The sequence below is a fragment of the Bacillus cereus group sp. BfR-BA-01380 genome (assembly GCF_022663535.1).
GTDB lineage: Bacteria > Bacillota > Bacilli > Bacillales > Bacillaceae_G > Bacillus_A > Bacillus_A cereus_BB.
This window is the reverse complement of sequence record NZ_JAKUFS010000022.1, coordinates 1-23,496: the sequence shown is the minus strand read 5'-3', so window position 1 is coordinate 23,496 and position 23,496 is coordinate 1. Positions and strand designations below refer to the sequence as shown.

Genomic DNA, 23,496 nt, shown 5'->3' with positions numbered 1-23,496 from the left:
TAATGAAAAAGATATGTGAAGTTACTGGTGTAAGTCGTACGGTTCTTTATGAGAGGGGTACCGCCATCATTTCGGAAAAACCCCACGCTAAGAGCATACAAGATTTTATACAGTTTTTCGGCCAATCCAGTAACAAATGGGAACCCTGAAACCCACTCTAGGATAGGAATGTATAAAAAAGTGAATAGAGTCATAGAAAAAAACAGGCGGATTCCTTGTGAGGCTGAGAATCCGCCTGTTTACCTTGCTACTGATAATGATACGTTATGTTAACTTTACATGAATATCCTATACATCCAGTTTTTATAACAAGTTGCTTCCTCCAGATGGTACAATTAGAAAAATATGGTTCCTTGTACTGCTTTTTTGAAGTGTTTTACATTTAATGTAAATAATCTGACAGACTAGGGCAGCGATCCTGTGACCAGTCCTGAGAGATTACAATTAAAAGGTTAATATTTTTTACAAAAGGAGAGAAAATGTTGAAAATAATAATTGGAATATTCTCAGTATTATTAACATGCTTACTTACTATTTCTGCATGTTCAACGGAGAAAAAGACAAGTGAACAATCTAAAACATCTGCAAATACAAGCAAAACAGAAAAAGAACAACCGGAATTAAAATTAGTTGCAAAAACGAAAAAGGAAATTGAAGAATTTTGGAAAGCAATTAAGGATGTAGATGCCCCCAAATTGAACGAGCCTACGAAAGTATGGGAAGAATATTACGCAAAGCTAGGTTTATCTAGTCGGATTTCATCACAGATCAACCCATCTTCTCAAGAAACGCTTTCTTATTTTGAGGGAAAGAATGAACAGGAACAGAGATATGTTGCCTCTGTCAACATATCTCCACATAGCACTACTCCTGAAGATAATACAATATTGAGATTACAAGAAGGTATTGCAATTGCTAAAAACTTTCTACCAAAAGGATATACTCAAAAGGAGGAGACATTTTCCATCTTATATCAAGATTCACCATCCCTATTAACTTATCAAGTAGAGTATGTGGCAAATGGATCCGTACCAAAAGGAGCAGAGAGCCTGTATCTTGTTATTTGTTATAATAACCTTGGAGTAAGTTCAGCTTCTATAGGTAGGGAAAAGAAAGGTTATAATCAACCTGAAATGGAAGGAAAGTACGCATACCTCAAACCGGATCTAATTAAAGATGAAGCTGCTCTCAAGAATCTCATAGAGGTTCAATCCAAGCAGGATATCAAGCCAGAATATATTGTACAGTAGTACCTGTTATTCTAGAAATATCCTAACTTCCTTTTGGTCGTGTGACCCCTAGTAATATGTAACTTCCACTTTCGACAATTATGTAAAGAGTAAAACCGTCCTGAGGGACGTTTTTTTGTATTTTTTGATTAGCGGGGTATTTTAAAAAAATACCCTATGCCCATTAAGTTAAGAAATGAGACTATCTCCAAAGCGTTAAAATGTACATGGCATCCTGGTTGAAAATAAGAAAATTTGGTAAAATGGATATAGCTTATAAATTCAAGCAATTATTGCCTATTTAAGGAGTTGACTTCGTATGATAATACCTCTAATTTTTTTAATTGTTCTTTTAGCCATTGTTACTTTTAGTTCGATTCGAATCATACAACAGTATGAACAAGGTGTTGTACTTCGATTAGGGCGTTATACTCGTTCGATTGAACCTGGCATTCAGTTTATTATACCATTAATCGAAACAGTACAAAAAGTGGATATGCGTATTCGAGTCGAAAATGTTGAGAATCAAGATATAATTACGAAAGACAGTGTTCCGGTTACCATAAATGCTGTTGTGTACTATCAAGTGGTTAATGCTCAAAAAGCACTTCTTGATGTTGAAAATTACCGTAAAGCAACTTCGACTGTAGCTCAAACGATTCTTCGTTCAAACCTCGGTGCTCACACGATGCAGGAAATGCTCACTGAGCAAAAAAAATTGGATGATCTGTTGCGAAAAGAGTTAGATAAAGCTACAGAACCATGGGGAATAAAGGTAACAGGGGTAGAAATACGCTCAATGGACCTTCCAGAAGGGTTACGTCGTGCAATGGCTAAGGAAGCAGAAGCGGAACGTGAGCGGGTTGCAAAGGTAATTGCTGCAAAAGGAGAGTATGAAGCCGCTGAAAAGCTTTCTCAAGCTGCCGAATTAATTAGTAAACAGCCAGCGGCACTACAATTACGTACACTACAAACTATGACAGAGATTGCAGCGGAAAAAAATAGTACCATCCTGTTTCCATATGAAATAGCAGGATTAGCAAATCTATTTGCTAAACAACAGCAAGAAATATCCATTGAACCTCAACCTGCTTCACGAGAAATAGAATAATAAAAACAATAATTTAATATGTAAAAAGTAAAACCGTCCAGATGGACGGTTTTTTGTATTTTTTGCTAGTATGAAGATTTTCCCCTTGTTTTTGGGTGTAAGTGCTGGCTAGGGGTTTTTGGAGGAAAAACCCCAGGAACTTAACGTAATTGAATATGGAAAAGCAAAACCTATTCAAGTGGAAGCGTTATTAGCCTGAACTAATCTTATTAAGGTTTCTTTGCCCATCCCCCGAAAAAGGGGGATGGGCAAAGAAACCCTATTTTTAAATTAGATACGTAATACGTGGGGTTTCGCCCCCACACGACGAGCCAGCACTCTAGCCAAAAAGCAAAGGAAAACCTTACACTGACAACTATCTTTGGTGAATGATATAATTGGAAATATAAAGAAATGTTTTCAGTTATGTTTTGCAATTAAAGAAACGGATAAGTACCTAACGTGCTGTACAGTATATAGAAATCACTCTGACTATAAGTTTTAAACGATAAATATAGTATGAATGTATACAATAAACATAATTAAAGGAGAATAGAACTTGATAAAACATATACTCAGTTTCATTTTTGGAACAATTGTTATGTTAATTGGTTCCTTTTGGGTTATTCCTTGCACTCTCGAAGTAATTGACAGTAATGTAAGCCATATTCCTCGTAACAAAAAGTATTTTAGTAAGCTATATGACTATGATATTAACCTTTGGATGATTGCAACCCTTATATCTTTCATTTTTTGTGCAATTACTATTTTTATATTTAAGTTACCTAATTATAAAAAGAACAGAAGTACTCATATAAAAAAATATAGTCATACAAATCAGCGTAAAAAAGCAAAGAGAAGGCGTCGTAAATAATTATTTTTTATAAAACAATATACATATTTTATTTTGGATAATATAAGTAGAAAAATGAAAAAATTGACATCTCCAGGAGAAAATGTACATTTTTTGTTTGGAGTGTTATAAAATTATTAAGTTGATGGGCATGTAAGGTGATCCCATATACCGGAACATATAGTTATAAACCGCAAGTATAGAAATCTGATGATGTTATATATTATACATTTCGCGGAAACGTATGTTCGTATTAAAAATAATATGCTATACTAGTAATGTAAATATATTCCGTATATTGTACAAAACGGTTTATCGCAATTAAGTGTTTTAGAATTATAAATTTCAGATATATGAAAAAATAAGCGCTATCATTTTTGTGTTATGTAATTAACTATAAGTTGCAGTGATGAACTTATAAAAGAACTAGGGAGGCAGAGAAGATGGCAGTCGGTACATATCAGTTGTTTCAGCACCTTAATATGACAGGGGCACAAGAGGATTTGGCAATACGTTACTTGCAGACGAGAGATGAGGAAGTTTTAAAACATATAGAACGAACGACCATCCACGAAAATAAGCGAAATGATTTTTCTTGGCAGTTCATGCAGGATTTTGAGAAAACGTATAAGCACGATCCAGTCTTTTTTCGATTATTTTATTATTTACTTGAGGAGCAACTGTTGAATGTTCTTCTCGTACGTTTTACACGTGTAAGTTTTACGGAGATGAAGGTTTATTTCGAAAAAAGCGACCTTTCGCTTGATCTGCTTGTAGCATCTGCTTGTAAGTACTTAACAAATCCTTCGCGATATGTAAATGAAGCGGATGTTTTTATTAGACAATTAATACGGGAGAACCCAGAGTACATAGAAGGACAGCTGCAAGTACTAATAGGTCGGCCAAAGCTGCTTTTGCTTCTGCTTATGCTCGATGCAGACTATGAGAGATTTCTTACTTACAGTTCTTTATTGGAGGAAGAACTGCAAGAGCATGCGGAGTTTATACTGAAGCTGGACGGAGCACAAGAGAAGATAGAGTTGGCTAAAAGATACGTTCAAGGTGAATCTGTCAATGAGGTTTCCGTCGGTTCGTCTTTACCTGATGTGACTTGGCAGCTATTATTTCGTATTTATCAGCATTCGAATGTTGCAAGACGATATATGGACTTGTTAGCGAAACGTTCTGTTGAAAATTTTATGAATTATGCAAAGATTCATGTGTGTCGTGTTCTTGATCAGTTTGGAAACCATATAAGAACAAAGAGTTTTGATAAACAAGCGTATGAAACTATTCGAAATTTGTGCGAACAATTCGGTGTTTCAGAAGAAAGATTTTTTGCATATCGTCTTACACAGCATCATTTAGGTGCCGTTAACTTGGACCAAGTATATGAATACCAATTGTTGTTTCGTATGGTGGAAGAGCAGCCGGAATTTGTCCAGCGTACGCTGCAATATTTAAGTCAAAGTTATTATATTTTCGTGTCGCTGCTTTTGGCGGAAAATGGATGTGAATTCAATCGAAATAGAGTACGTGAAGAATTTTTAACGGTTATCCTTCCGTCGGAGTCATCTGATATACGTGATACATATCGTGACTATTTAGTTGGAAAATTGTCATTTGCAGATATAAAGCAAGTACTCGAAAGTTCGAAACATCAAAATAATTACTGGAGAATGCCTGTCTTAGAAATTGCACTCCTTTGGGATATAGAGGAAGTGGCAAAGAGGGAAGCAGCGCTCAATCTTCAATTCGTGAATGATTATAATTGTAGTTTATATGAACTTCTGCACCGATGTTCTCATATGGAAGGTTCGCTGGAACAAATGTTGGAAGATCTTCTTTCCTATGGTTTATCGAAGGAGAAGCTCGTTTCTCATTCAGTTAAACAAGCTGCCTGGCACAGTGGGAAGGAAAATAGGGCAAAAGAGGCGCTCGTTAATTTGTTTATAAAAGAACAGGCATATGTGACAGAGACATTTACTGCGTATTCTGCGGATGAACGAATTTTCATTTTGGATGAGTTGGCAAAGAATGATGCGGTTAAAACGCGTGCTCTTCTCATTCAAAGTCTCGGAGATTCCTCTAAAAAAGTACGTGCTGCTGCAGTCGAGTTTCTTACAAAAGATGTGGAAGCTGCAGAGGATGTAGCGAAGGAACTAAACAGTAGAAAGAAAGTCGTGCGCGAAAATGTAATGCAGACACTTTTATACTATAAATCTGAAGAATATACACAGCTTGTGCAGGAAGCTTTGCAAGAAAAGAAAAATGCTTCCTTGATGGAGAAGTTTGCTCCGCTGCTTGGTGATGAAGGCTTAGAAGGAGCATCAGGAAGTATTGAAGCCCTTTGTACACGTATTTTAACACCGCAAAAAAGAAACGCACTCGTGCAGTGGCTCGGATTTGAACCACAAATTCGTCTTCGTGATTCCGATGCAATTGCAGATGCAACGCTTCCGCTTGCTTATTTTCAGCAGTATGTATCGGAGTCTGTAATTGAGAAAAAGGAAGCGGCGGAAGCAATAGGTGCCGCTTTGAATGAACAAGATTTGAAAGAAAATATACAAGCGATCTATCAGCTGTGGATTTCTCAAGGGGCGGAAGCGAAGAAGCGCGGTATTCTTTCGATGTACGGCATTCATAGTGATGATGAAATGGCGCTGCTGCTCAAAAAGCAGATTGATGAGTGGGCTGTTGGCATGCGCGGAGCTATCGCTGCTGCAGCTGTTCAGGCGTTGGCGTTGTCTGCATCACATCTTGCACTTATGACGATTAATACTATGGCATTCAAATATAAACATAAACAGGTGCGTAATGCTGCGAAAGAAGCGTTGAGTCTCGCTGCTAAAACACGCGGTATAACAGAAGAAGAGCTAGAAGATCAGCTTGTTCCGGACCTTGGTTTTAATAAACGCGGTGAAAAGACAATTGATTACGGAAGCAGGACGTTTACTGCTTATTTAACTCCAAACTTGAAAATCGAGTTAAAAACAGAAGAAGGAAAACGAATAAAGTCGCTTCCGAAACCAAATGCAAAAGATCATACGGAAAAGGCAGAAGAGGCTAAGGCGGAGTTATCGTCTATAAAGAAACAGCTTCGAAGCATCATTAGTATGCAAACGCTGCGTCTTGAAATGGCACTTTCTCTTAATCGCTATTGGTCGCAACATACGTGGAAGTCTCTGTTTGTGGAAAATCCAATTATGCAGCAATTTGCTATCTCGCTTATTTGGGGCGAGTATAAAGAAGGAAAACTGTTTGCGATGTTCCGTTATATGGAGGACGGCACGTTCAATACGATTGAAGAAGAAGAGCATGAACTTACGCCAGACACTGTTATCGGTCTGATCCATCCGCTAGAATTGTCCGAAGAGGAACGGGAATTATGGAAGGAACAACTAGAAGATTATGAGGTTGTCCAGCCATTCCCGCAAATTGCCCGCGAAGTATTTCGGGCGAAGGAAGATGAGGAAGTAACTGTGGAAAGGTTTGCTGGCATTCAAATAAATGGTCGTTCGCTGTTTGGTAAGTTGACGAAGTACGGCTGGAATCGCGGACCGGTTGAAGATGCTGGTGTGTACCATACTTTCTATAAGGAAGACACTCGCACAGGATTAGGAGCGGAGCTTGCATTTGAAGGTGCTCCAGTAGGATATGAAGAAGAGGACGATGTATGCTTATTTGAAATTCAATTTTATAAAGCAGGCACAGTGAACCGCGGTTCATACTCTTATGACGAAGTTGATGATGCGAGACGCATCGTGCCAAAGCAAGTACCTGAACGCTTTTTCAGCGAAATTTTATATGATATAAAACGAACGACAGAATCGAATCTCGGCCGTGATGAAAACTGGCGCAGTAAGCGATAAGAAAGGAAATGACATATGCAGTCTATTAAACCATTAATGGAAGAACTATATGAAGTAGAATTGAATGCTTTAGAAGCGAATGATTCGTTTCCAAAACCAGCTAACTGGCGGTTGTCACCACGCGCGGTTCGTACGTTTATTATCGGACAAGAAGAGCCGCTTCTTTGGCAGGGGCAAGAAGTAGAAATTAGTCGTAAATTTTACGGTAATGATGCGCTTGTGGAACGAGCCATTGTCACATTAGCCGGGAATCGCGGACTTATGTTAATCGGGGAGCCGGGAACAGCAAAGACGATGTTAAGTGAGCTGCTTTCTGCTGCGATATGCAGAAATAGTCGTAACACTGTGCAAGGAACAGCCGCTACGATGGAAGATACGATTAAGTACTCATGGAACTATGCACTTCTTCTTGCGAAAGGGCCTGTAAGAGAGGCCCTTGTGCCAGGTCCCCTTTTCGTTGGTATGGAACAAGGGATATTAACTAGATTTGAAGAGTTGACGCGCTGCCCTCAGGAAGTACAAGATTCGTTGATCAGCGTTCTGAGCGATAAGGTGCTGAACATTCCAGAGTTTGGGGAGCAAGGAATTCTTGCGGCAAAGCCGGGATTCAATATTATTGCGACTGCCAATACGCGCGATCGCGGCGTGAATGAAATGAGTAGTGCATTGAAGCGTCGTTTTAATTTTGAAACAGTGCATCCAATTAAAGATGTAAAGCTTGAAGCGAAAATTATAGAGTCGCAAGTGACGCGCTTATTAGGAGCTTCTGGCATCGTACCAGAAGTGGACCGGACGGTTGTTCAGCTATTGGCGACTGTTTTCCATGAATTGCGAGAAGGCGTGACTGCTGAAGGAAAACGAATTGATCAGCCTTCTTCTGTTATGAGTACTGCAGAAGCAGTATCGGTATATTATCAAAGTGCAATGGATGCGTATTATTATGGAAGCGGACAGGTGAAGATGGATGCACTTGTTCGATATTTATCCGGAACGATTGCGAAAGAAAACAAGGAAGACTTAGAAAAGCTGCGCAGTTACTTTACAAGCATCGTCAAAGCGCGAAGTCAAGTAGGAGGAGAGGCATGGAAGTCGTTTTTCGAAGCTCGCAATCAGCTGAAGTAAACACATTATTTCAAAGAGCTTACAATGTAAATAACAACGTCGTATACGTGCCTATTCGCCATCATAGTCCCGCATGCTCTTTTCATGTCCAAAAAATAGTTGAACTATATAAACCCGATGCAATTCTTATAGAGGGACCGATTGATTGTAATCCGCTTATTCCGCATATCGTGAGTGCTGAGAGTGAGGCTCCGATTTGTATTTATTGCAGTTATGATGATAAACCGGATGTGCTTGAAAAAGGAGAGAGCGGAAAGTACCGTGCGTACTATCCCTTTCTCGACTATTCACCGGAACTTGTCGCACTTCGGGAAGGATCTATGCGTAACATTCCGGTTTCATTTATTGATCTTCCCTATAAGGAATATTTGTATGTAACGAAAAACGAGGAAGAGCAGGGGAAGTATGATGAACAATACTTCCGGCACAGTCAATATGTCCGTATGCTCTCAGAAAGAACGGGTTGCCGAAGCTTTCATGAATTTTGGGAGAAATACTTTGAATTGCAAGGTTTTCATATGACAAGCGAGGAGTTTATCCAGCAGCTCTTCGATTATTGTTATTACACACGCGCAGACTATACGCAGGAGATGTTGATAGAAGACGGCTGTATGGCTAGAGAAATACATATGGCAAAGGAAATTGAAAAAGCGCGTAAAGCATATGAAAAGGTGCTCGTAATTACCGGAGGCTTTCATGTAAAGGGACTTCTTGAATTAGAAGGAGAAAAGAAAAAACTGTCTAAAAGTCCGTTGTCTGCTACATATGCAAAAACGTATCTTATGCCGTATTCTTTTCTGGAAAGCGACCAAACGCGCGGTTACGAGAGCGGAATGCCTGCACCTGCTTTTTACCAACACATTTGGGAGAATAGGGATGAAGCGGCAGCTGAGCAATTTATGATACGGGTTGCCCGGCAGTTAAAAACAGACGGGATATCAATAGCAGATGAGATTGAGGCTGCGCGAATGATCCGTGAACTTGCACTGCTTCGGGGCAAGATGCGGCCTGGATTGTATGAGTTGATGGACGCGGTGCGCAGCGCATTTGTTAAGGGAGAGATATCCTCGGTAGATAAACCGTTGACGCTGCTTCAGAAGAGTCTGCAAGGGACGAAGCGAGGCAAATTGTCAAAATCCGCGGATGTGCCGCCGCTTGTGCATGATTTTCGGGCCTCTGTTCGTTCATTCCGTCTTCCAGCTCGCTCTACTGTACCGCATGAAACGATTCTTGACATATATAAGAAAGAACGGCATCAGCATTTAAGTCAATTCTTTCATTGCCTTGCCTTTTTAGAGGTTCCATTTTGCGAGAAGCTGCGCGGTCCAAACCTTGCCAGAAAACAGAACATTAACCTTATGCGAGAAACTTGGAAATATCGTTTCTCAGCGCAGGTGGAAAGTGCTCTCATTGATTTATCTGTATATGGCGGAACGGTAAGGGAAGCCGCTCAGGAAGTGCTGCGGGCAAAGCTATATAAGGCAAAAGGGCGTGCTGGAGAGGTGGCTCTTTTATTGATGGAAGCCTACTTAAGCGGGTTGTTTTCTGATTTTGCCATGTACATCCCGTTAATGGATGAGGCGATACAAGAGGATGGAGACTTCGTGTCTATAGCAGATTGCGCTTACTATTTATCGCAAATAGAGAAAACGAATCAACAGGCGGAAAGTGCTCGAAGCAAAGCGCTTTCGTTATTCTCTGTTTTAGATGGCGGCGAGCCGGGAATCATTGCGGAAAAGCTTATCGATTTGTATACATTGCAGCCTGCAGATCAGCAGTTTATTGAAGCGCTGGAGCTTTATTTGCAAAAAGAAAAACGGGAAAGTCAAGTAGAAGGGGCAGTATTTGGGCTGTTAACTTCCTTAACGAAGCGGACGGTTGATGATGTCATTCGAGTGGCAGAAGGATACTTTTATGGGAGCGGCGATATGCAAAAGCAAGCACCTCTATTTTTGAATGGTTTGTTTGCTGGTGCAAAAGATATTTTCCTATATAACGAGTCGCTGCTTGGCGGGATGTCTCATGTCCTGCAAGAACTTGATGAGGAGATATTTTTGCAAGTGCTGTCGCATTTGCGCCTCTTGTTCAGTCAATTCACTCCGCTTGAAGTCGATACGATCGCCAGACAGATTGCTCGGTTATATGACACAACGGAAGAAGCGGTAAAAGAAGAAGTGGTTTCGGAAGCTGTGTTGACGTATGCAATGCAATTAGATCGGAAGGCACGGGAGAATTTGATGAGACGGGGGCTAGAAGATGGAGAATAAGATCTCTTTGAATCGATGGCGTCTTGTTCTTGGAAAATATGCGGATGACCAAATCACATTTCAGGAAGAAAGCCCTGTATACAGGGAGATGGACGAGGCGCTGGAGTTTTTGTATGAACGGGAGCGCGGGGAAGAACGCGGCGGGTCGTTGGATCCTTCGCAGCTAACAGTGCCCACTTGGGTTTCTAAAGTGCGCGAGTTGTTTCCGAAAGAAACAATTGAAATTATGGAAAAGCATGCGCTGGAAAAGTATGAATTAACGGCTTTGCTGCAGGATAAGCAGACGCTTGAAAAAATGGAACCGAATATGAATTTGTTAAAATGCATCTTACAATTTAAGGATCATGTAAATCCGGATGTATTGGACACTGCTAAGCGTATTGTGGCTAAAGTAGCTGAGGAGCTGCGCCTGAATTTAGAGCAGGAAGTGAAGCTCGCTTTAAGTGGTAGACCGGATCGAAACCGTGCGAGTCGTGTACGCACGATGCGCAATTTTGATTTTAAGAAAACGATTCGAAAGAACATGAAGCATTTTGACAAGGAAACGAACACCATTCATATTGAAAAACCGTACTTCTATGCGGCAACGAAGCACGTTAACCCATGGCGCGTGATTCTTGCGGTAGACGAGAGTGGAAGCATGCTTGATTCGGTTATTCATAGTGCAGTTATGGCTGGCATTTTTGCAAGTTTACCAACAATAAAAACAGATTTGTTCATCTTTGATACATCCGTTGTTGATTTAACAGATCGTATTGACGATCCAGTCGAAACACTTATGAACGTACAGCTTGGGGGCGGAACATATATTGCTCAGGCGCTGCGCTATGCAACGAATAAAATAGAGATGCCGCACAAAACAATTGTTGTGCTTGTGACGGATTTATATGAAGGCGGCAGTTACGCTGAAATGTACCGAGAAGCGATTAAGATTGTGGAATCAGGAGCAAAGCTGATCGTGCTTACTTCTCTTGATCCGACTGCACAGCCTTTTTATGATAAACAGGCGGCAAAAAAAATGGCAGCGCTCGGTGCTCATGTAGCGGCGCTAACACCAGGGAGGTTGGCACAGTGGATCGCAGCAATCATTTCTTAAATGTTCTTTCCTCTATTGATGAAACATATTTGATCGCAATGTCCAACAAAGGAACATACAAGAGAGCAATCAAGGATTTGGCTGCTGTATCAAATGTCAAAATGGATGTAGAAGAAAATGCAGCGCACATACAATTTGATGCCGAAATTACTGTAACGTTTACAGGTGATATCCGTAGTTACTCCTGTACTTGTGATGCCCGCTCCATTTGCAAGCATGTCATTATGGCTCTGCTCGAAGCTAAGAAGATGTACGAAGGAGAAGCGGAAACAAAGGTTGATTTTTCCCCTCTTTTGAATGTGAACGTACGCAGCATTGTTTCCGAAAAGATATGGGCTGAAATGATGTTCCGCGAAACATTTCAGCCGAAGTTCGTTTTGGAAGAAGAGGCAGCTTTAATTGCATCCTTTCCAGAAGAGAATATAACTGTTCGCTTTCTAACAGCTGAATCGGTAGCTGATGCGATCTGTACGTGTAAGGCAGATGGGATATGCCGTCATAAGGCAGAAGCGGTATATTGGTATCAAAAAGAAAAAGGGATCTTGCATGAAACGAAACAGATGAATCCTCTTATCATTGCTCCGGAAAAGCTATCCATTTTCAAAGAGATGATCGAACAAGTTGTTCATTTTGGATTAACGCGACTTACTGAAAACACAATTAATGAAATAGAACAACTTTCTGTAAAAGCTCGTTCTTTGAAACTAGCAAAGTTAGAGAACTTATTTCGTAAGTTAGCGACGGACATTGGGCTATATCGGATGAAACATGCGTCTTTTCAAATGGCATCCTATCGGCAAACGCTGTCTGCGATTTATGAACACATTATGTTGTTAGAAAAGCAGCGCTTGCAAGAGAGTCCGTATCGCTCGGAATATTATGAAGTACCGCCGCTTATTTTGTATGCCTTCGGTGCATCCGGCTGGCAAACGAAGTCCGGTTATGTTGGTGTAACGTATTATTTCTATAATCAAGAGCAGGAAAAGTGGATGACATACACGCAGTCGCGTCCGATGTTTTATGAAGGAAGCAGCGCAACTCCTGAAGTACTCCATGAAAAGCAAGCCCCGTGGGAGATTGCGGGGAAAGGATACGAACTGTCTCGTTCATCTTTTCGATTGAAGCAGGCAAAACTTAACGCCGATTTTCAATTGTCATCTAGCTCACAAACAGTAGGAGAAGCAGAAGGAAAAACAAATGTAACAGAGTGGCAATCTCTTTTTCTGACCTCATGGGAGGAATTATTAGAAAAAGTAAAACAGATAGAGACAAATAAGCAAGGAGTATTTTGTATAGAAGCTGCTGAAATAGGAGAATGGCTGCTTCAGGAAAAGGAACAAAAATGGATTATTCCTCTCATTGATAAGGCCGGTAAAACATTGCAAATGCAAATGATGAAACGACCAGAAAACGAACGGATGATTAGACTTGTAAACATGTATATGGGCTCGTTGAACGTAAAGCGAATGCTTGTCCATTTCTATCAGGAGAGTACAAAGCTCGTTGTCACACCTGTTATCTTATACACAGAAGCAGGAGAGATTTTAAATATTACCCTCAATGAAGGAGAAACATTCTATGATAGAGTTAGTGCGCATAATCGATGAATTGGAACAATTTCTAGATGAGATGCTGATCTCGGGAGCAGGTACTGTACCTCTTTCTTTTTTTCATGATATGAAACGAGAATGCGAACAGTATGGTCTCTCTTATGCTGCCGCGCAGCTGCTTATCATAGAGGAAGAGCGAAACAAAGCACGCTTCCTTCATATAGAAGAAACAAGCAAGCTCACAGAAGCATTTTGTAAGTTGCAGGAATATATTCAAGTTGTAAAGGCTGAAATGTTGCATTTATAGATAGGATAGAAGATGTTGTAGTAGATACTGCTATAGGTTAACTACTAATATCATAAAGATGAAACCATATCTATTATTGCGTACTTTGATAGCTGCTTCATTAATAAACATATTATTAGTATGAATAAGCAAAGCGAAAATTTCCCCTTGTTATTGTCTAATTTGTACAATACAGGAATTTTCGCTTTTTGTATGCCTTTCTTTCTGCCACCCCCGTGATTTGGTTCTGAACTTAATTTTCATTCATTGGTCTGATTTTTTCCATCCAGTTCGCTACTTCTATTGCAGAGGCATCTTTTTCATTCTCAAGATTATTAATAATTGATTTGTAGTCATCATTATTTCGGTTTTGACTTAACTTAAAGGAAGCTTCAACTTTCTCAACTTTTATTTTGAAGCCTACAATCCCTTTCATCTCTTGTTTTAAAAATTTTGGATCTAAAGTATCCCATAATACGCCATTATCTCTACCTTGTTCATATTTCTTTAGCATTTTTGCTAACATAATCTCTAATTCTTCGCCATCTACAAGCTGAGCTGTACCATATACATGGACTGATACATAATTCCATGTGGGTACATTTTCTTGCGCATACCAGGAAGAAGACACATAAGCATGTGGCCCTAAAAATGTAACTAATACTTGAGGATTTTCTTTTAACCATTTCCAGTGAGGGTTGGCATAAGCGAAATGCCCCGATAAATAAGTGTGTCCCTGTTCATTATATATATCCAGCGGAAGGTGTGTTGCAATTGGAAAATCTTTTGTACTAGATAGTAAGGTTCCAAAATTTATAGATTACTTGCAATTGGCTTGAAGTTTTCCAAATAATAAGTTACATTTTTAAAGTTCAAGACACTATATGACAGTACAAAAAGGGGAGAACCATTGTTATGATGTCAAAAATGAGATGGAAGAGCCGTGTATGTTATTTTGTTATTTTTATACTGTTTGGAGCAGCAATAACAATCCAACCAGTGATCTCTAAAGCAGAGGAGTCTGATGTTAATATTACATTATTAGGTACTGCAGATATTCACGGTAGGTTTATGCCTTGGGATTATGCACTTGATGGTGCTAATATGAGTGGAAGTTTAACGCAGCTTTATACGGTTATAAAGAAGGTACGCCAAGAAAATCCAAATACCGTATTATTAGATGCCGGAGATACAATTCAAGGGAACTCAGTAGAGTTATTCAATGATAAGCCACAGTCTCCGATGATGGTAGCAATGAACGAAATGGGATATGATGCTTGGGCATTTGGAAATCATGAATTCAATTTTGGATTAGATACATTGAAAAAAGTTAGTGGGCAATATAAAGGAAAGACATTAGCAGGGAATATTTATAAGGAGAATGGAGAGCGTTTTCTTCCTGCATATACGATCGTTGAAAAAGGTGGCATCAAAGTTGGGGTTATTGGCATGGATACACCAATGATTAGTGATTTTGAAAAAGGGACAGATCATTTGGCTGGTTTAGTGGTGAAAAATCCAGTAGAAGAAACAAAGAAGGCAATTAAAGAATTAGAAGGTAAAGTAGATGTAATGGTAGGGGTTATGCATATGGGACTAGAAAATGAGAATGGCATCCCTGGTACTGGGGTTCAAGATATTGCAAATGCCTGTCCAGAACTAAGCGCTATTTTTGCAGCTCATATGCATAAACTTGTTAAAAAAGAAGTTGTAAATGGTGTTATTATTACAGAACCAGATAAATATGGCACGCATATCTCACGTATTGACCTTACTTTTACAAAGCAAGATGGGAAGCTGGTTTTAAAAGATAAAACAGCTACCGCTTTACCTGTAAAAAATGCTGATGGAACAACGGTATTATCCGATCCTGCACTTGAAGAAACATTAACACCTTTTCACGAGTATGCGAGAGGAGATGCAAATGTTGTAGTCGCTCAATTAAAGGGGAGAAATCTTGTTCCTAAAAATGAAATAAATGGTATTCCAAGCGTGCAAATTCAAGAGACACCTTTATCAGATTTTTTTCATGAAGTCATGCTCTATTACAGCAAAGCAGATGTAGTAGCCCATCAAATTGATAACGATTATGCTCGTTTAGATGTAGGCCCTATTAAGAAGAAAGATATTGCGTATAATTACCAATATGCTTTGGGAGAAATTACAGTATATAAGATAACTGGAAAAGATTTAAAAGATTATATGGAATGGGCGGCGGGGTATTTTAACACATCTCGTGCCGGAGATGTAACAGTTAGCTTTGATAAAACACGCCGTGCGTCTAAATACAGTACGAACGACTTCTTTGGAGGCGTGAAATACGAAATTGACTTAACAAAACCATATGGAAGTCGAATTACAAATTTGCGATCTATTCGTACAAATAAACCAATCAAAATGAGCGATGTTATGACTCTGGGAATGAATGCATATAGAATGGAGGCTCTTCAAGCAAAAGGAGGGGCTTTAGAGGGACGTAAGTTTGAACAGATTTGGTCATCTAAACAAGAGAATGCATTTGGCGAAACAGGTGGAACCATTCGTAACCTTGCTATTACATATTTAAAAGAAGTAAAGAATGGTGTATACACGCCAAAAGTGATGCATAATTGGAAAATTACCGGTGTAGACACACATTCTTCAGAGCATAAGGCTGTAGTGGATCTCGTAAATAAAGGAATTTTAGAAATTCCAAAAACAGAAGATGGAAAATATACAAATATAGCATCTATCAATACTAAAGATTCAATTACAAAAGAAGAGATTGTAGCACTATCTCAAAAAGCTCATATGAATCCAGATCAGTTTAAACATGTAAAAACAAAAGGTGAATTTTACAAAAAACTTAATAGGATTATTAAAAATATAGGGGAAATCTAATACTTAGATTGTTTTAGAGAAAGGGAATAAGTAAGAATTGACTGGTTCGGTATTCAAAAGATATATAAGGTAAGTCAAATAAAATCTTGTTTGTATGAATGTTTTGATTTGCATTTTAATAGGGATGTTACAGTTGTAAGTTTTGGTGAATGGATATATTCACCTTCAGGATATGCCATTTATCCCGCTATTCGTGGGCAGTAATACTCCCACCTCAAAATTCAGCGAAAGCATTGTCCAGTTCCAGTGGCTAGAATGTTCGGTGGCTTCGCTTCTTCCTGCGAGGTAAAAAACACCTCTACGTCAGAAGCTCTATCCCCCTCACATTCTGGACGAGCCACTTCCACATTTCTTTGTTGTCCAGCTCTAGCGGCTAGAATCTCCGGTCGTTTCGTCCCCCTCGGACGAGGCAAAAAGCGCCTCTCTGTCGGGTGCTCCAACGTCCTGCGATTCTGAGCGAGCCACTTCCGCCTTTCTTAAGAAGTTAGGTGGGAGATAAACTGCCCGTAAAAGCCCGATTGGTGAGGGCTAATAATCAGTGGGGGATGGAGAAAACCCCCACTGATTAAAGTTTCACTTTATGTGAAAATGTACAATTTTTTTTGTTTTGGGGTGTTATAAAGTTCTTAAGTTGATGGGCATGTTTCCATCAACTTTAAGGGGCAGGTGTGGAGACACCATATAGGTGAGATATTAAAAAGCTAGCATTTTGCTAGCTTTCACATTATTTTGAAGTAAGTGCAACTAAGACATCTACTGGATAATCAACTGAGGTTTTCACTTTATATTCCGTTGGACTTTGTATACCTAACTGACCAAAAAGATTATCCCAAACACCGCTTTGTTCAGACATCCATTTTTGCAATTTTTCTCCCGGAACAACTGAATATGTTGCTACCTGTTGATATAATGCAGTTCTATATTGATCATATGCATAATCAGTAGGCTTTGGATTAAAGTCGAATGTTTTTGTAACGGTACTTTCTGAATTTAGAGTAACACCATAACCAAAACTTGCAGTTAATGATTGATTTACTTTTGCAACCCCCTCAAGACCTACTTCCATCCCAATTGTATATGATAATCCTACAGTTACATTATGCGAAATACCACTTGTAACTGCTTTGCTCCAATGATAGCCTGAATTTTTATCTACTATATTTGAATCAATTAATTTCCAATTTACGTCTTTTTTCAATTTAGTATCTTCTAAAATTGGATCAGTTTTAGGAATTGCTATTGTATATAATACGTCGCCTTTATTTCCAGTTTTCTCATAACTCTCTCCATCTTTAAGCCAAGTACCATCAGCTTTTATAATCTTATATTTATCATTAGCATTACCTGTTATTCCATAAACTCTTGCCCCATTAGACTTAGCAACTTTATCTACATATACATAATCAATTAATTTTCCATCTTCTGTAGACACATGCCATTCATTAGGAAATTCTTCATAAGGACCTGTAGGAATGTAAGGAAGTTGCGTACCATTTTTAGCAACCTGAGCTGCTGTCATAGGTGCTTTTCCTTCTTGAGAACTGATTACCACTGGAAGATTTCCTACTTTCGTAGAAGTATCAGTAGCCGCAGAAGAAAATCCTGGTGCTACAAATAAAGCTGTACTTAACACAAATGCTGCGGGAATTATTTTTTTCATACGTTTCATGCTATTTCTCCTCTTTTTCATTATTTCTATAAGATTACAAAAATGGAATTATACTGTATATTGTTTATACTTTTAACGTGGAATAAGATCACCTTTGATAAAATTATCTTATTATAAACATCTTTCAATTTACTTTCGTAAATGTTACAAAAGTCTTTCAGTGATTTTAAAGTCTTTGAAATCTCTATATAGTCATGTTCATAAAGTGTGTAAACAAATCAATGTTCAATTAAACTTAGGTTTTTATCCTTCTGAACATGTATTCATCTTAAAAAAATACTGTAATGATAAGGATTTGTAGTCCTTAGCGTACAATTTTCTGGACAAATATAAAAGACTATACGTACTGATAAATTCAATGAAAATTTAAGTAAACATTTCTACATTTTTATTCAATAGGCAAATGACAATAAAATTGACAGATGCCCCCACTCCTATATGGATACAAACGAGATACGATTTTTCTTAAGTCATATGTTCACACTTAACTTGATGGGCATGGGGTCACGTCACATCGCCATCAAGTCAAGAAATTGATTGCTCCCCAAAACGAAAAAAATGATTTGAATTCTCATAAATAACTGTAAAATAATTAAATTTCTGTTTTGGGAATATCAAGTAAATTTACTAAAATATTGTAGTATTATATATAATTAAAGGGAGGGGGAAATGCTTTGAAAGAGAAGCTTTTGATGCTATTTTCTATGATTATTACATTTTTTGCTTTTTTTGTTTCTAATGTGTATGCAAGTTCGCCATTAGTTATAAGCAAAGAAAAAGCTGGTGGTTATCAATACACTATGATAAAGGAACAAACCAATTTTACTTGGAAAATTGGTTATCGAGACAACTTAGTTACGCTCTAAGAAAATAAGGATAATACCGAGAATTTGGAACATTTCAGAACTGCTGTTATGGATATTAGCAGGAACATATTTGAAACGATATTATACGCATCCTACTTTTTGATTGTTGTTTTAATAGCACTAATTTTCTACAAGAAGAACAAGCAAATATTTAAAAGAGGCCGTGCAATTTTTATTATATTTGCAGGTATAGCATTATATGCTGTGTTTACAACTACTATCGAATTAAACACTACATTCCAAGATGCAAAATCTTATTATTCGGTGCTAACTAAGTAAGTTTATTAAACTAATAAAGCTCTTCTACAAGAATGGGAGAAATCCATAAAGAACTGAGCTTCCTTTAATTTTATCGTATTCTCAACATTAAAGTTTAAAATGAGGTACCGCCAGCATTTCGAAAAAAACACGTTAAGCAAAAAATACAATGAGCCGTCCATATGGACAGCTCATTTACATAATAATCGTTATTGGAAGTTATAAGCACAGTTTGTATTATGTTTAGGTAAATCTCAATCTTCATCAAGCATATAAAGTTTCTAAAATAAATCAAATATGATATTAGTTATGTAAGTTTCTAAGAATGCAGCAACGATAATTATAGGTAAAGTTAAAATAGCATAAATTTTTATTACCTCTAAAATCTTTTTACTAAGAGATACTCTTTCTTTATCCTTTTTGAACATAATTTTTAATTTAATTCTAATAAATTTATTTAATTCAAAAAGAATAGCCGCAAATAAACACAAAGCGAAAACTTCAACAAGATAATGAGGGATGGATGAAATTATCAGCACAAAACCTTTTTTAAAACCAACTTGTAACGCAATTCCAAAAGAAACCCCAAGAAGTGAAGCAGTTAAAATTATATGTATAACATATAAAAATTGTATTGGAATCAAGGCTAATATAAACATTTGTAAAGGCACGATAAAACCATTATTAACAATGTATTCCCATGCCTTTTCTATACCTGTTAATTCCTTTACTTGATCTGGTATTCTATTTCCTAACCCTTCCAGTGTTTCTTTTAGATCTGGATTGATTATAAAAGTTATTATGGTTGCAATAACTGTTAGTGCTACCCCTAATATAAAAAAGTTAATAGCTCTTTTAAATACCATCTTATTAATTACATTCGAAATAACTCTCACCCCTTTTTCTAAATTTTACCATCTGAATAATACGGTAGTAAAGAAATTTTTTTGTATATCGTATACATAATCGGTTGACATAACGTAACATTATCGGTAGCAAGGAAAAAGGCAGACCCTTACTCTTACAAGGGATCCGCCTTTTTTTCTTTTTGTGATTCTATGCATCGTTTTATACATTGTAGAGATACTGGGGTTTTTCTGGCTTATGAATGTTCTGTATTAGTACAAAAATCTGTATAGAATTCTGTATAAAAAAAGCCTTGCTTATATGCAAGGCTTTTTTTATTTCCAGAATTTCCACCAATGTTGTTTATTTTCTATAGTAGGAGCAACTAGTTGTTTAGTCTCTTGAATAGATCGTATGTTATGTAATAGTTGTTCATCTCTTTCTTGTAACAATTGTTCATGATGTTTTTGATATATTTGTATACCATCTTTCAATGTTTGAAATTCTTCTTGAGTTCGTCGTAGTTCTTCTCTCATGGATTGAAGTTCTTTTGTTATTTCTTCGCGTTCCTCACGCAACAATTCACGTAACAAATTAGTGTTGTTTTCGCGTTCCAATATTTCTTTATCTCTTGTAATAAGCAAGGTTTGGGAATCTATTGGATCATGGGACGTTCCACTCGCGTTCCAATTTTCATTATTTATGGTTATTGCTACGGTTTTGGCAGCTTCGGACTTGTTATATCCGGCATCTTTCATAAGTGTTTGAAATTGTTTCAAAGCTTTTATATCTTTTGAAGTAAAGGTTCGATACTCGCGATTACTTTTAGGATCACGAACCTTTACAAAGGTGTACTTATGTTTTTCTAACTCTAAACACCATTTACGCAAATAGCTTTCGCTAATATTTAACATTTCTGCTACTTCCTTGGTTAAGAAAGCCGGGAGTTGTTCGGATTGTATACCGTTTCGCGTTCCATCAGACATTGTTCCTCACGCTCCTCTTAATGCTCCAATTGACGTTCCTAAAGTTACATTATACATGATAAAACGAAATACCTTTGAAATGTGAAATTTGTCGGTAGTATAGTCCAAGTTAAGATTCAAAGAATATGAGGAAACCACAAAATAAAAAAAGGGGGGGAAAATAAACAGCTTAATTAAATTTGTTTAAAAATATTCAAATATGTTTAAATAAGCTAACTCATTCTGTTACACTTCACTTATAAAGTGAGGTGTTTTTTTATGTATACCATTCGTCAGGCGGCGGAAATGTTAGGGGTGGCCACTTCTACATTAAGAAGAGGGGAAGAGGAAGGGAAAGTTAATGAAATAAGGGGTGTAATTTATGAATTCAGAAGAACAGTTAAAACAGTTTAAAAACAAGTTATTTCTACTTCAAGTATCAATGGCAGGAACAGTTATCTTTGGTTGCATGTTTGTACTTTTCGACAATCCATTTAAACAAGATATATTACATAAATTCGGTGAGCAAACCTATAACACAATGAATATAGGAGTCGCAATTTTATTTATACTATACTTTATCTTTCTATCTTCAATGTGGTATAAAACGAAGAAGGTGTGTAAGGAAATCGAAAAATCAATTAATTAAAAGGGGAATTATGTATTTTATTGATGGGGTACCGCCACATTGCCATCAAGCTAAGATTTTAAAGTACCCCCTAAATGGAAATTTTGTGTTTTTTGTAGCACCAAAGTTCATTTTTATCGTTTTGGGGAAGAATGTGTTTCTTAACTTGATAGCGATGTGACGTGATCCCATGCCCATCAACTTAAGAAATTTTATTACCCCCCAAGTACAAAAAAACGTTATTCTTTCTAAACAAGCTAGATTAGAAGGAATAACGTTTTCTGTGAATTATGGATATAAATTTATCTTAGGTTGATAGAGATGTGTTTGAACAACCTACTCCTGACAATAACATGACTGGAACAACTAAAGCTAACAGTTTACGTTTCAGACTCACCTACCCCTTTGTTTGTTTATCTGTTACTTAATCTTTTTCATTTCCTTATGCCCTTCATCTATTAACTTAGAAGCGGTTTTTAGTTCATCAACTGCTATTTCTAGGCTTACTTTGTCTCCCATAGATAAAGCAGTTTGCATATGGTCTACCCCTGCTTTTACGTATGTCATTGCTTCATCTACCTTATTGTGTACAGGAAAGTATTTTTGGTCGTACTCTAATTTTCCTACCTTGTCTACTGTATCTAGGAAAGGTTCAGAAAGCTCTCTAAACTCAGTTGCTTTCTTATACTGTGATTTCTTGCTATTGATAAGGTTATCAATGTCTCTAGCTTGGTCTGTAAAATCTTTCATTAGATATTTTAGGTTTTTAGGGTAGTCTTCTGGTTTATTTTGCTCTATTGAAACTTTAATTTCTTCTTTTTCTTTCTGATTGTTTACACAACCTACCGCTGATAATAACATGACTGGAACTATTAAAGCTAACATTTTACGTTTCATTATGTATACTCCTTCTTAACAGTGTTGTAATTGACTAACATATGGAACTGTAACATAAAATAAATAAACAAATATAAGCTCATTTTTTGTCCTTAAAGGAAATCCCTCCTTTTTTTTCGTATTTTCATTTAATGAAAAGTAATTCTCCAAATAAAATAAAAGAACTTGTAGCAGGCCCCGCTACAAGTTCTTTTAGCTAAATATTTTAGCTCAGCAAAACAAAATATACATTCTACACAATCGGGATAATTCCTAAAATATGGTTTGTTAACATCATTATATAACATAATTATGAATTTTTGTTAAAAATTCTATATTCTTAGATAAATTGCACTCCACTTTCTTACTTGTTTTTATTTACATGTAGTTTAACCATTTGAAAGTAATAAAGTGGTAGATGGATTTATTCATGTTGAACATATAATCGTTGTCAATATTGATACACAAAAAGCAACCGTTTATTATACGGATGCTTTTTGATTGCAAATATTATTAAAATTAAATGAATTTCTTAATTTATATCCTTTTCAGATTCAGCCCAGCTATACACTATTTTATCGAAAGTAAACTTTTACCCAAAAGTTTACTTTGTAACAATTTTTGATACCTTGAATAGAGAAATTTTTCGGTATCGCTCAGCAAAATAAAAAAACGATATCAGTTGACGGGGGCTGTTTTCCAGAGTACACCCGGTTAAAACAATAAACTGGCACATATTTTTAAGGTGAAAGGGCGATTCCGAAAGGGATATGCCCTTTTTTGTGTAGAGAAACAAAGCGATTTTGCCCCGCTAAGAACGCTTCGATGCAACACAATTTACTCGAATAATCTAATTTCGCATACAACACAATTTAAATTAGTGCTAAAATGATTCGAAAATCTTTAACGTGGTTTATTTCCGGTTCGCTGGCGGTACACCATCGCTATCAAGCTAACAAAACAAAATTCCCCCTAAAATGAAAAAATACGCTATTCTTTCTGTAGAATCATAGGAAAGGATGGCGTTTTTGCATGTCTATTTCTGTATCTGATGAATTACAACTATTTGCTCAAGAAATTCAAAGTTTCTTATCCCCAAATATCTTACGAAATCTTGCTAGAGATGTTGGTTTTGTACAGCGA

18 protein-coding genes are annotated in these 23,496 nt (G+C 37.3%); 12 read left to right on the top strand and 6 right to left on the bottom strand.

Annotation, left to right across the window (positions count from 1 at the left end; translation table 11 throughout):
• Window positions 1-482 precede the first annotated feature (482 nt).
• The 9 genes from MR076_RS18555 to MR076_RS18515 all read left to right on the top strand — a co-directional run bounded on the left by MR076_RS18555 (window position 483) and on the right by MR076_RS18515 (window position 13,386).
• Window positions 483-1,250, top strand: coding sequence for a hypothetical protein (locus MR076_RS18555; protein ID WP_242223006.1), 768 nt, complete (start codon window positions 483-485; stop codon window positions 1,248-1,250).
• A 298-nt stretch (window positions 1,251-1,548) separates the two neighbouring features.
• Window positions 1,549-2,340, top strand: coding sequence for a slipin family protein (locus MR076_RS18550; RefSeq protein WP_242223004.1), 792 nt, complete (start codon window positions 1,549-1,551; stop codon window positions 2,338-2,340).
• A 538-nt stretch (window positions 2,341-2,878) separates the two neighbouring features.
• Entirely contained in the window at window positions 2,879-3,193 is a 315-nt protein-coding gene (locus tag MR076_RS18545; RefSeq protein WP_242223002.1) for a hypothetical protein, read from the top strand.
• Between the two features lie 422 nt (window positions 3,194-3,615).
• A complete protein-coding gene (locus MR076_RS18540; protein ID WP_242222999.1) occupies window positions 3,616-7,044 on the top strand; it encodes a DUF4132 domain-containing protein in 3,429 nt (1,142 codons plus the stop codon).
• 15 nt (window positions 7,045-7,059) lie between these two features.
• The gene (locus MR076_RS18535) at window positions 7,060-8,166 is read left to right on the top strand and encodes an ATP-binding protein (protein ID WP_026593181.1); all 1,107 of its coding nucleotides are present in this window, start codon (window positions 7,060-7,062) and stop codon (window positions 8,164-8,166) included.
• Window positions 8,127-10,433 (top strand): DUF5682 family protein, encoded by a 2,307-nt coding sequence (locus MR076_RS18530; RefSeq protein ID WP_242222997.1) that lies wholly within the window; start codon window positions 8,127-8,129, stop codon window positions 10,431-10,433. Before MR076_RS18535 ends, MR076_RS18530 begins: the two co-directional genes overlap by 40 nt.
• Window positions 10,423-11,529 (top strand): VWA domain-containing protein, encoded by a 1,107-nt coding sequence (locus MR076_RS18525; protein ID WP_242222995.1) that lies wholly within the window; start codon window positions 10,423-10,425, stop codon window positions 11,527-11,529. Before MR076_RS18530 ends, MR076_RS18525 begins: the two co-directional genes overlap by 11 nt.
• On the top strand, window positions 11,505-13,136 hold the full coding sequence (locus tag MR076_RS18520; protein WP_242222994.1) for an SWIM zinc finger family protein: 1,632 nt from the start codon (window positions 11,505-11,507) through the stop codon (window positions 13,134-13,136). The genes MR076_RS18525 and MR076_RS18520 overlap by 25 nt, the downstream gene beginning before the upstream one ends.
• Complete coding sequence (locus tag MR076_RS18515; protein WP_242222992.1) at window positions 13,108-13,386, top strand: hypothetical protein; 279 nt, start codon at window positions 13,108-13,110, stop codon at window positions 13,384-13,386. Before MR076_RS18520 ends, MR076_RS18515 begins: the two co-directional genes overlap by 29 nt.
• 232 nt (window positions 13,387-13,618) lie before the next feature.
• Here MR076_RS18515 and MR076_RS18510 read toward each other — a convergent pair whose 3' ends face one another.
• Entirely contained in the window at window positions 13,619-14,182 is a 564-nt protein-coding gene (locus tag MR076_RS18510) for an FMN-binding negative transcriptional regulator (RefSeq protein WP_313897349.1), read from the bottom strand.
• 101 nt (window positions 14,183-14,283) lie between these two features.
• Here MR076_RS18510 and MR076_RS18505 point away from each other — a divergent pair, with 101 nt between their 5' ends.
• Window positions 14,284-16,245: a bifunctional metallophosphatase/5'-nucleotidase gene (locus MR076_RS18505; RefSeq protein ID WP_242223121.1), complete on the top strand. Its 1,962-nt coding sequence runs from the start codon at window positions 14,284-14,286 to the stop codon at window positions 16,243-16,245.
• Window positions 16,246-16,466: 221 nt separating this feature from the next.
• Here the strand turns inward: MR076_RS18505 and MR076_RS18500 are convergent, their stop codons facing one another.
• Together MR076_RS18500 and MR076_RS18495 are read right to left on the bottom strand one after the other, a co-directional pair.
• Entirely contained in the window at window positions 16,467-16,658 is a 192-nt protein-coding gene (locus tag MR076_RS18500) for a hypothetical protein (RefSeq protein WP_242222990.1), read from the bottom strand.
• A 311-nt stretch (window positions 16,659-16,969) separates the two neighbouring features.
• Window positions 16,970-17,914 (bottom strand): hypothetical protein, encoded by a 945-nt coding sequence (locus MR076_RS18495; protein WP_242222988.1) that lies wholly within the window; start codon window positions 17,912-17,914, stop codon window positions 16,970-16,972.
• 674 nt (window positions 17,915-18,588) lie between these two features.
• Between MR076_RS18495 and MR076_RS18490 the strand changes: the two genes are divergently transcribed.
• Window positions 18,589-18,780 (top strand): hypothetical protein, encoded by a 192-nt coding sequence (locus MR076_RS18490; protein WP_242222986.1) that lies wholly within the window; start codon window positions 18,589-18,591, stop codon window positions 18,778-18,780.
• Window positions 18,781-19,319: 539 nt separating this feature from the next.
• Here MR076_RS18490 and MR076_RS18485 read toward each other — a convergent pair.
• Complete coding sequence (locus tag MR076_RS18485) at window positions 19,320-19,904, bottom strand: stage II sporulation protein M (RefSeq protein WP_242222983.1); 585 nt, start codon at window positions 19,902-19,904, stop codon at window positions 19,320-19,322.
• Window positions 19,905-20,219: 315 nt separating this feature from the next.
• Complete coding sequence (locus tag MR076_RS18480; RefSeq protein WP_242222981.1) at window positions 20,220-20,870, bottom strand: DUF3967 domain-containing protein; 651 nt, start codon at window positions 20,868-20,870, stop codon at window positions 20,220-20,222.
• Window positions 20,871-21,231: 361 nt separating this feature from the next.
• On the opposite strand from MR076_RS18480, the gene MR076_RS18475 reads away from it, so the two are divergent.
• Window positions 21,232-21,498, top strand: coding sequence for a hypothetical protein (locus MR076_RS18475; protein ID WP_242222979.1), 267 nt, complete (start codon window positions 21,232-21,234; stop codon window positions 21,496-21,498).
• Between the two features lie 399 nt (window positions 21,499-21,897).
• Here the strand turns inward: MR076_RS18475 and MR076_RS18470 are convergent, their stop codons facing one another.
• A complete protein-coding gene (locus tag MR076_RS18470) occupies window positions 21,898-22,374 on the bottom strand; it encodes a hypothetical protein (protein ID WP_242222978.1) in 477 nt (158 codons plus the stop codon).
• Window positions 22,375-23,496 lie beyond the last annotated feature (1,122 nt).

Bases quoted from the DNA above. Each gene is read 5' to 3' on its own strand.
- MR076_RS18550 (WP_242223004.1), top strand. From the start codon at position 1,549: ATGATAATACCTCTAATTTTTTTAATTGTTCTTTTAGCCATTGTTACT.
- MR076_RS18540 (WP_242222999.1), top strand. From the start codon at position 3,616: ATGGCAGTCGGTACATATCAGTTGTTTCAGCACCTTAATATGACAGGG.
- MR076_RS18535 (WP_026593181.1), top strand. From the start codon at position 7,060: ATGCAGTCTATTAAACCATTAATGGAAGAACTATATGAAGTAGAATTG.
- MR076_RS18530 (WP_242222997.1), top strand. From the start codon at position 8,127: ATGGAAGTCGTTTTTCGAAGCTCGCAATCAGCTGAAGTAAACACATTA.
- MR076_RS18525 (WP_242222995.1), top strand. From the start codon at position 10,423: ATGGAGAATAAGATCTCTTTGAATCGATGGCGTCTTGTTCTTGGAAAA.
- MR076_RS18515 (WP_242222992.1), top strand. From the start codon at position 13,108: ATGATAGAGTTAGTGCGCATAATCGATGAATTGGAACAATTTCTAGAT.
- MR076_RS18505 (WP_242223121.1), top strand. From the start codon at position 14,284: ATGTCAAAAATGAGATGGAAGAGCCGTGTATGTTATTTTGTTATTTTT.
- MR076_RS18495 (WP_242222988.1), bottom strand. From the start codon at position 17,914: ATGAAACGTATGAAAAAAATAATTCCCGCAGCATTTGTGTTAAGTACA.
- MR076_RS18485 (WP_242222983.1), bottom strand. From the start codon at position 19,904: ATGGTATTTAAAAGAGCTATTAACTTTTTTATATTAGGGGTAGCACTA.
- MR076_RS18480 (WP_242222981.1), bottom strand. From the start codon at position 20,870: ATGTCTGATGGAACGCGAAACGGTATACAATCCGAACAACTCCCGGCT.
- MR076_RS18475 (WP_242222979.1), top strand. From the start codon at position 21,232: ATGAATTCAGAAGAACAGTTAAAACAGTTTAAAAACAAGTTATTTCTA.
- MR076_RS18470 (WP_242222978.1), bottom strand. From the start codon at position 22,374: ATGAAACGTAAAATGTTAGCTTTAATAGTTCCAGTCATGTTATTATCA.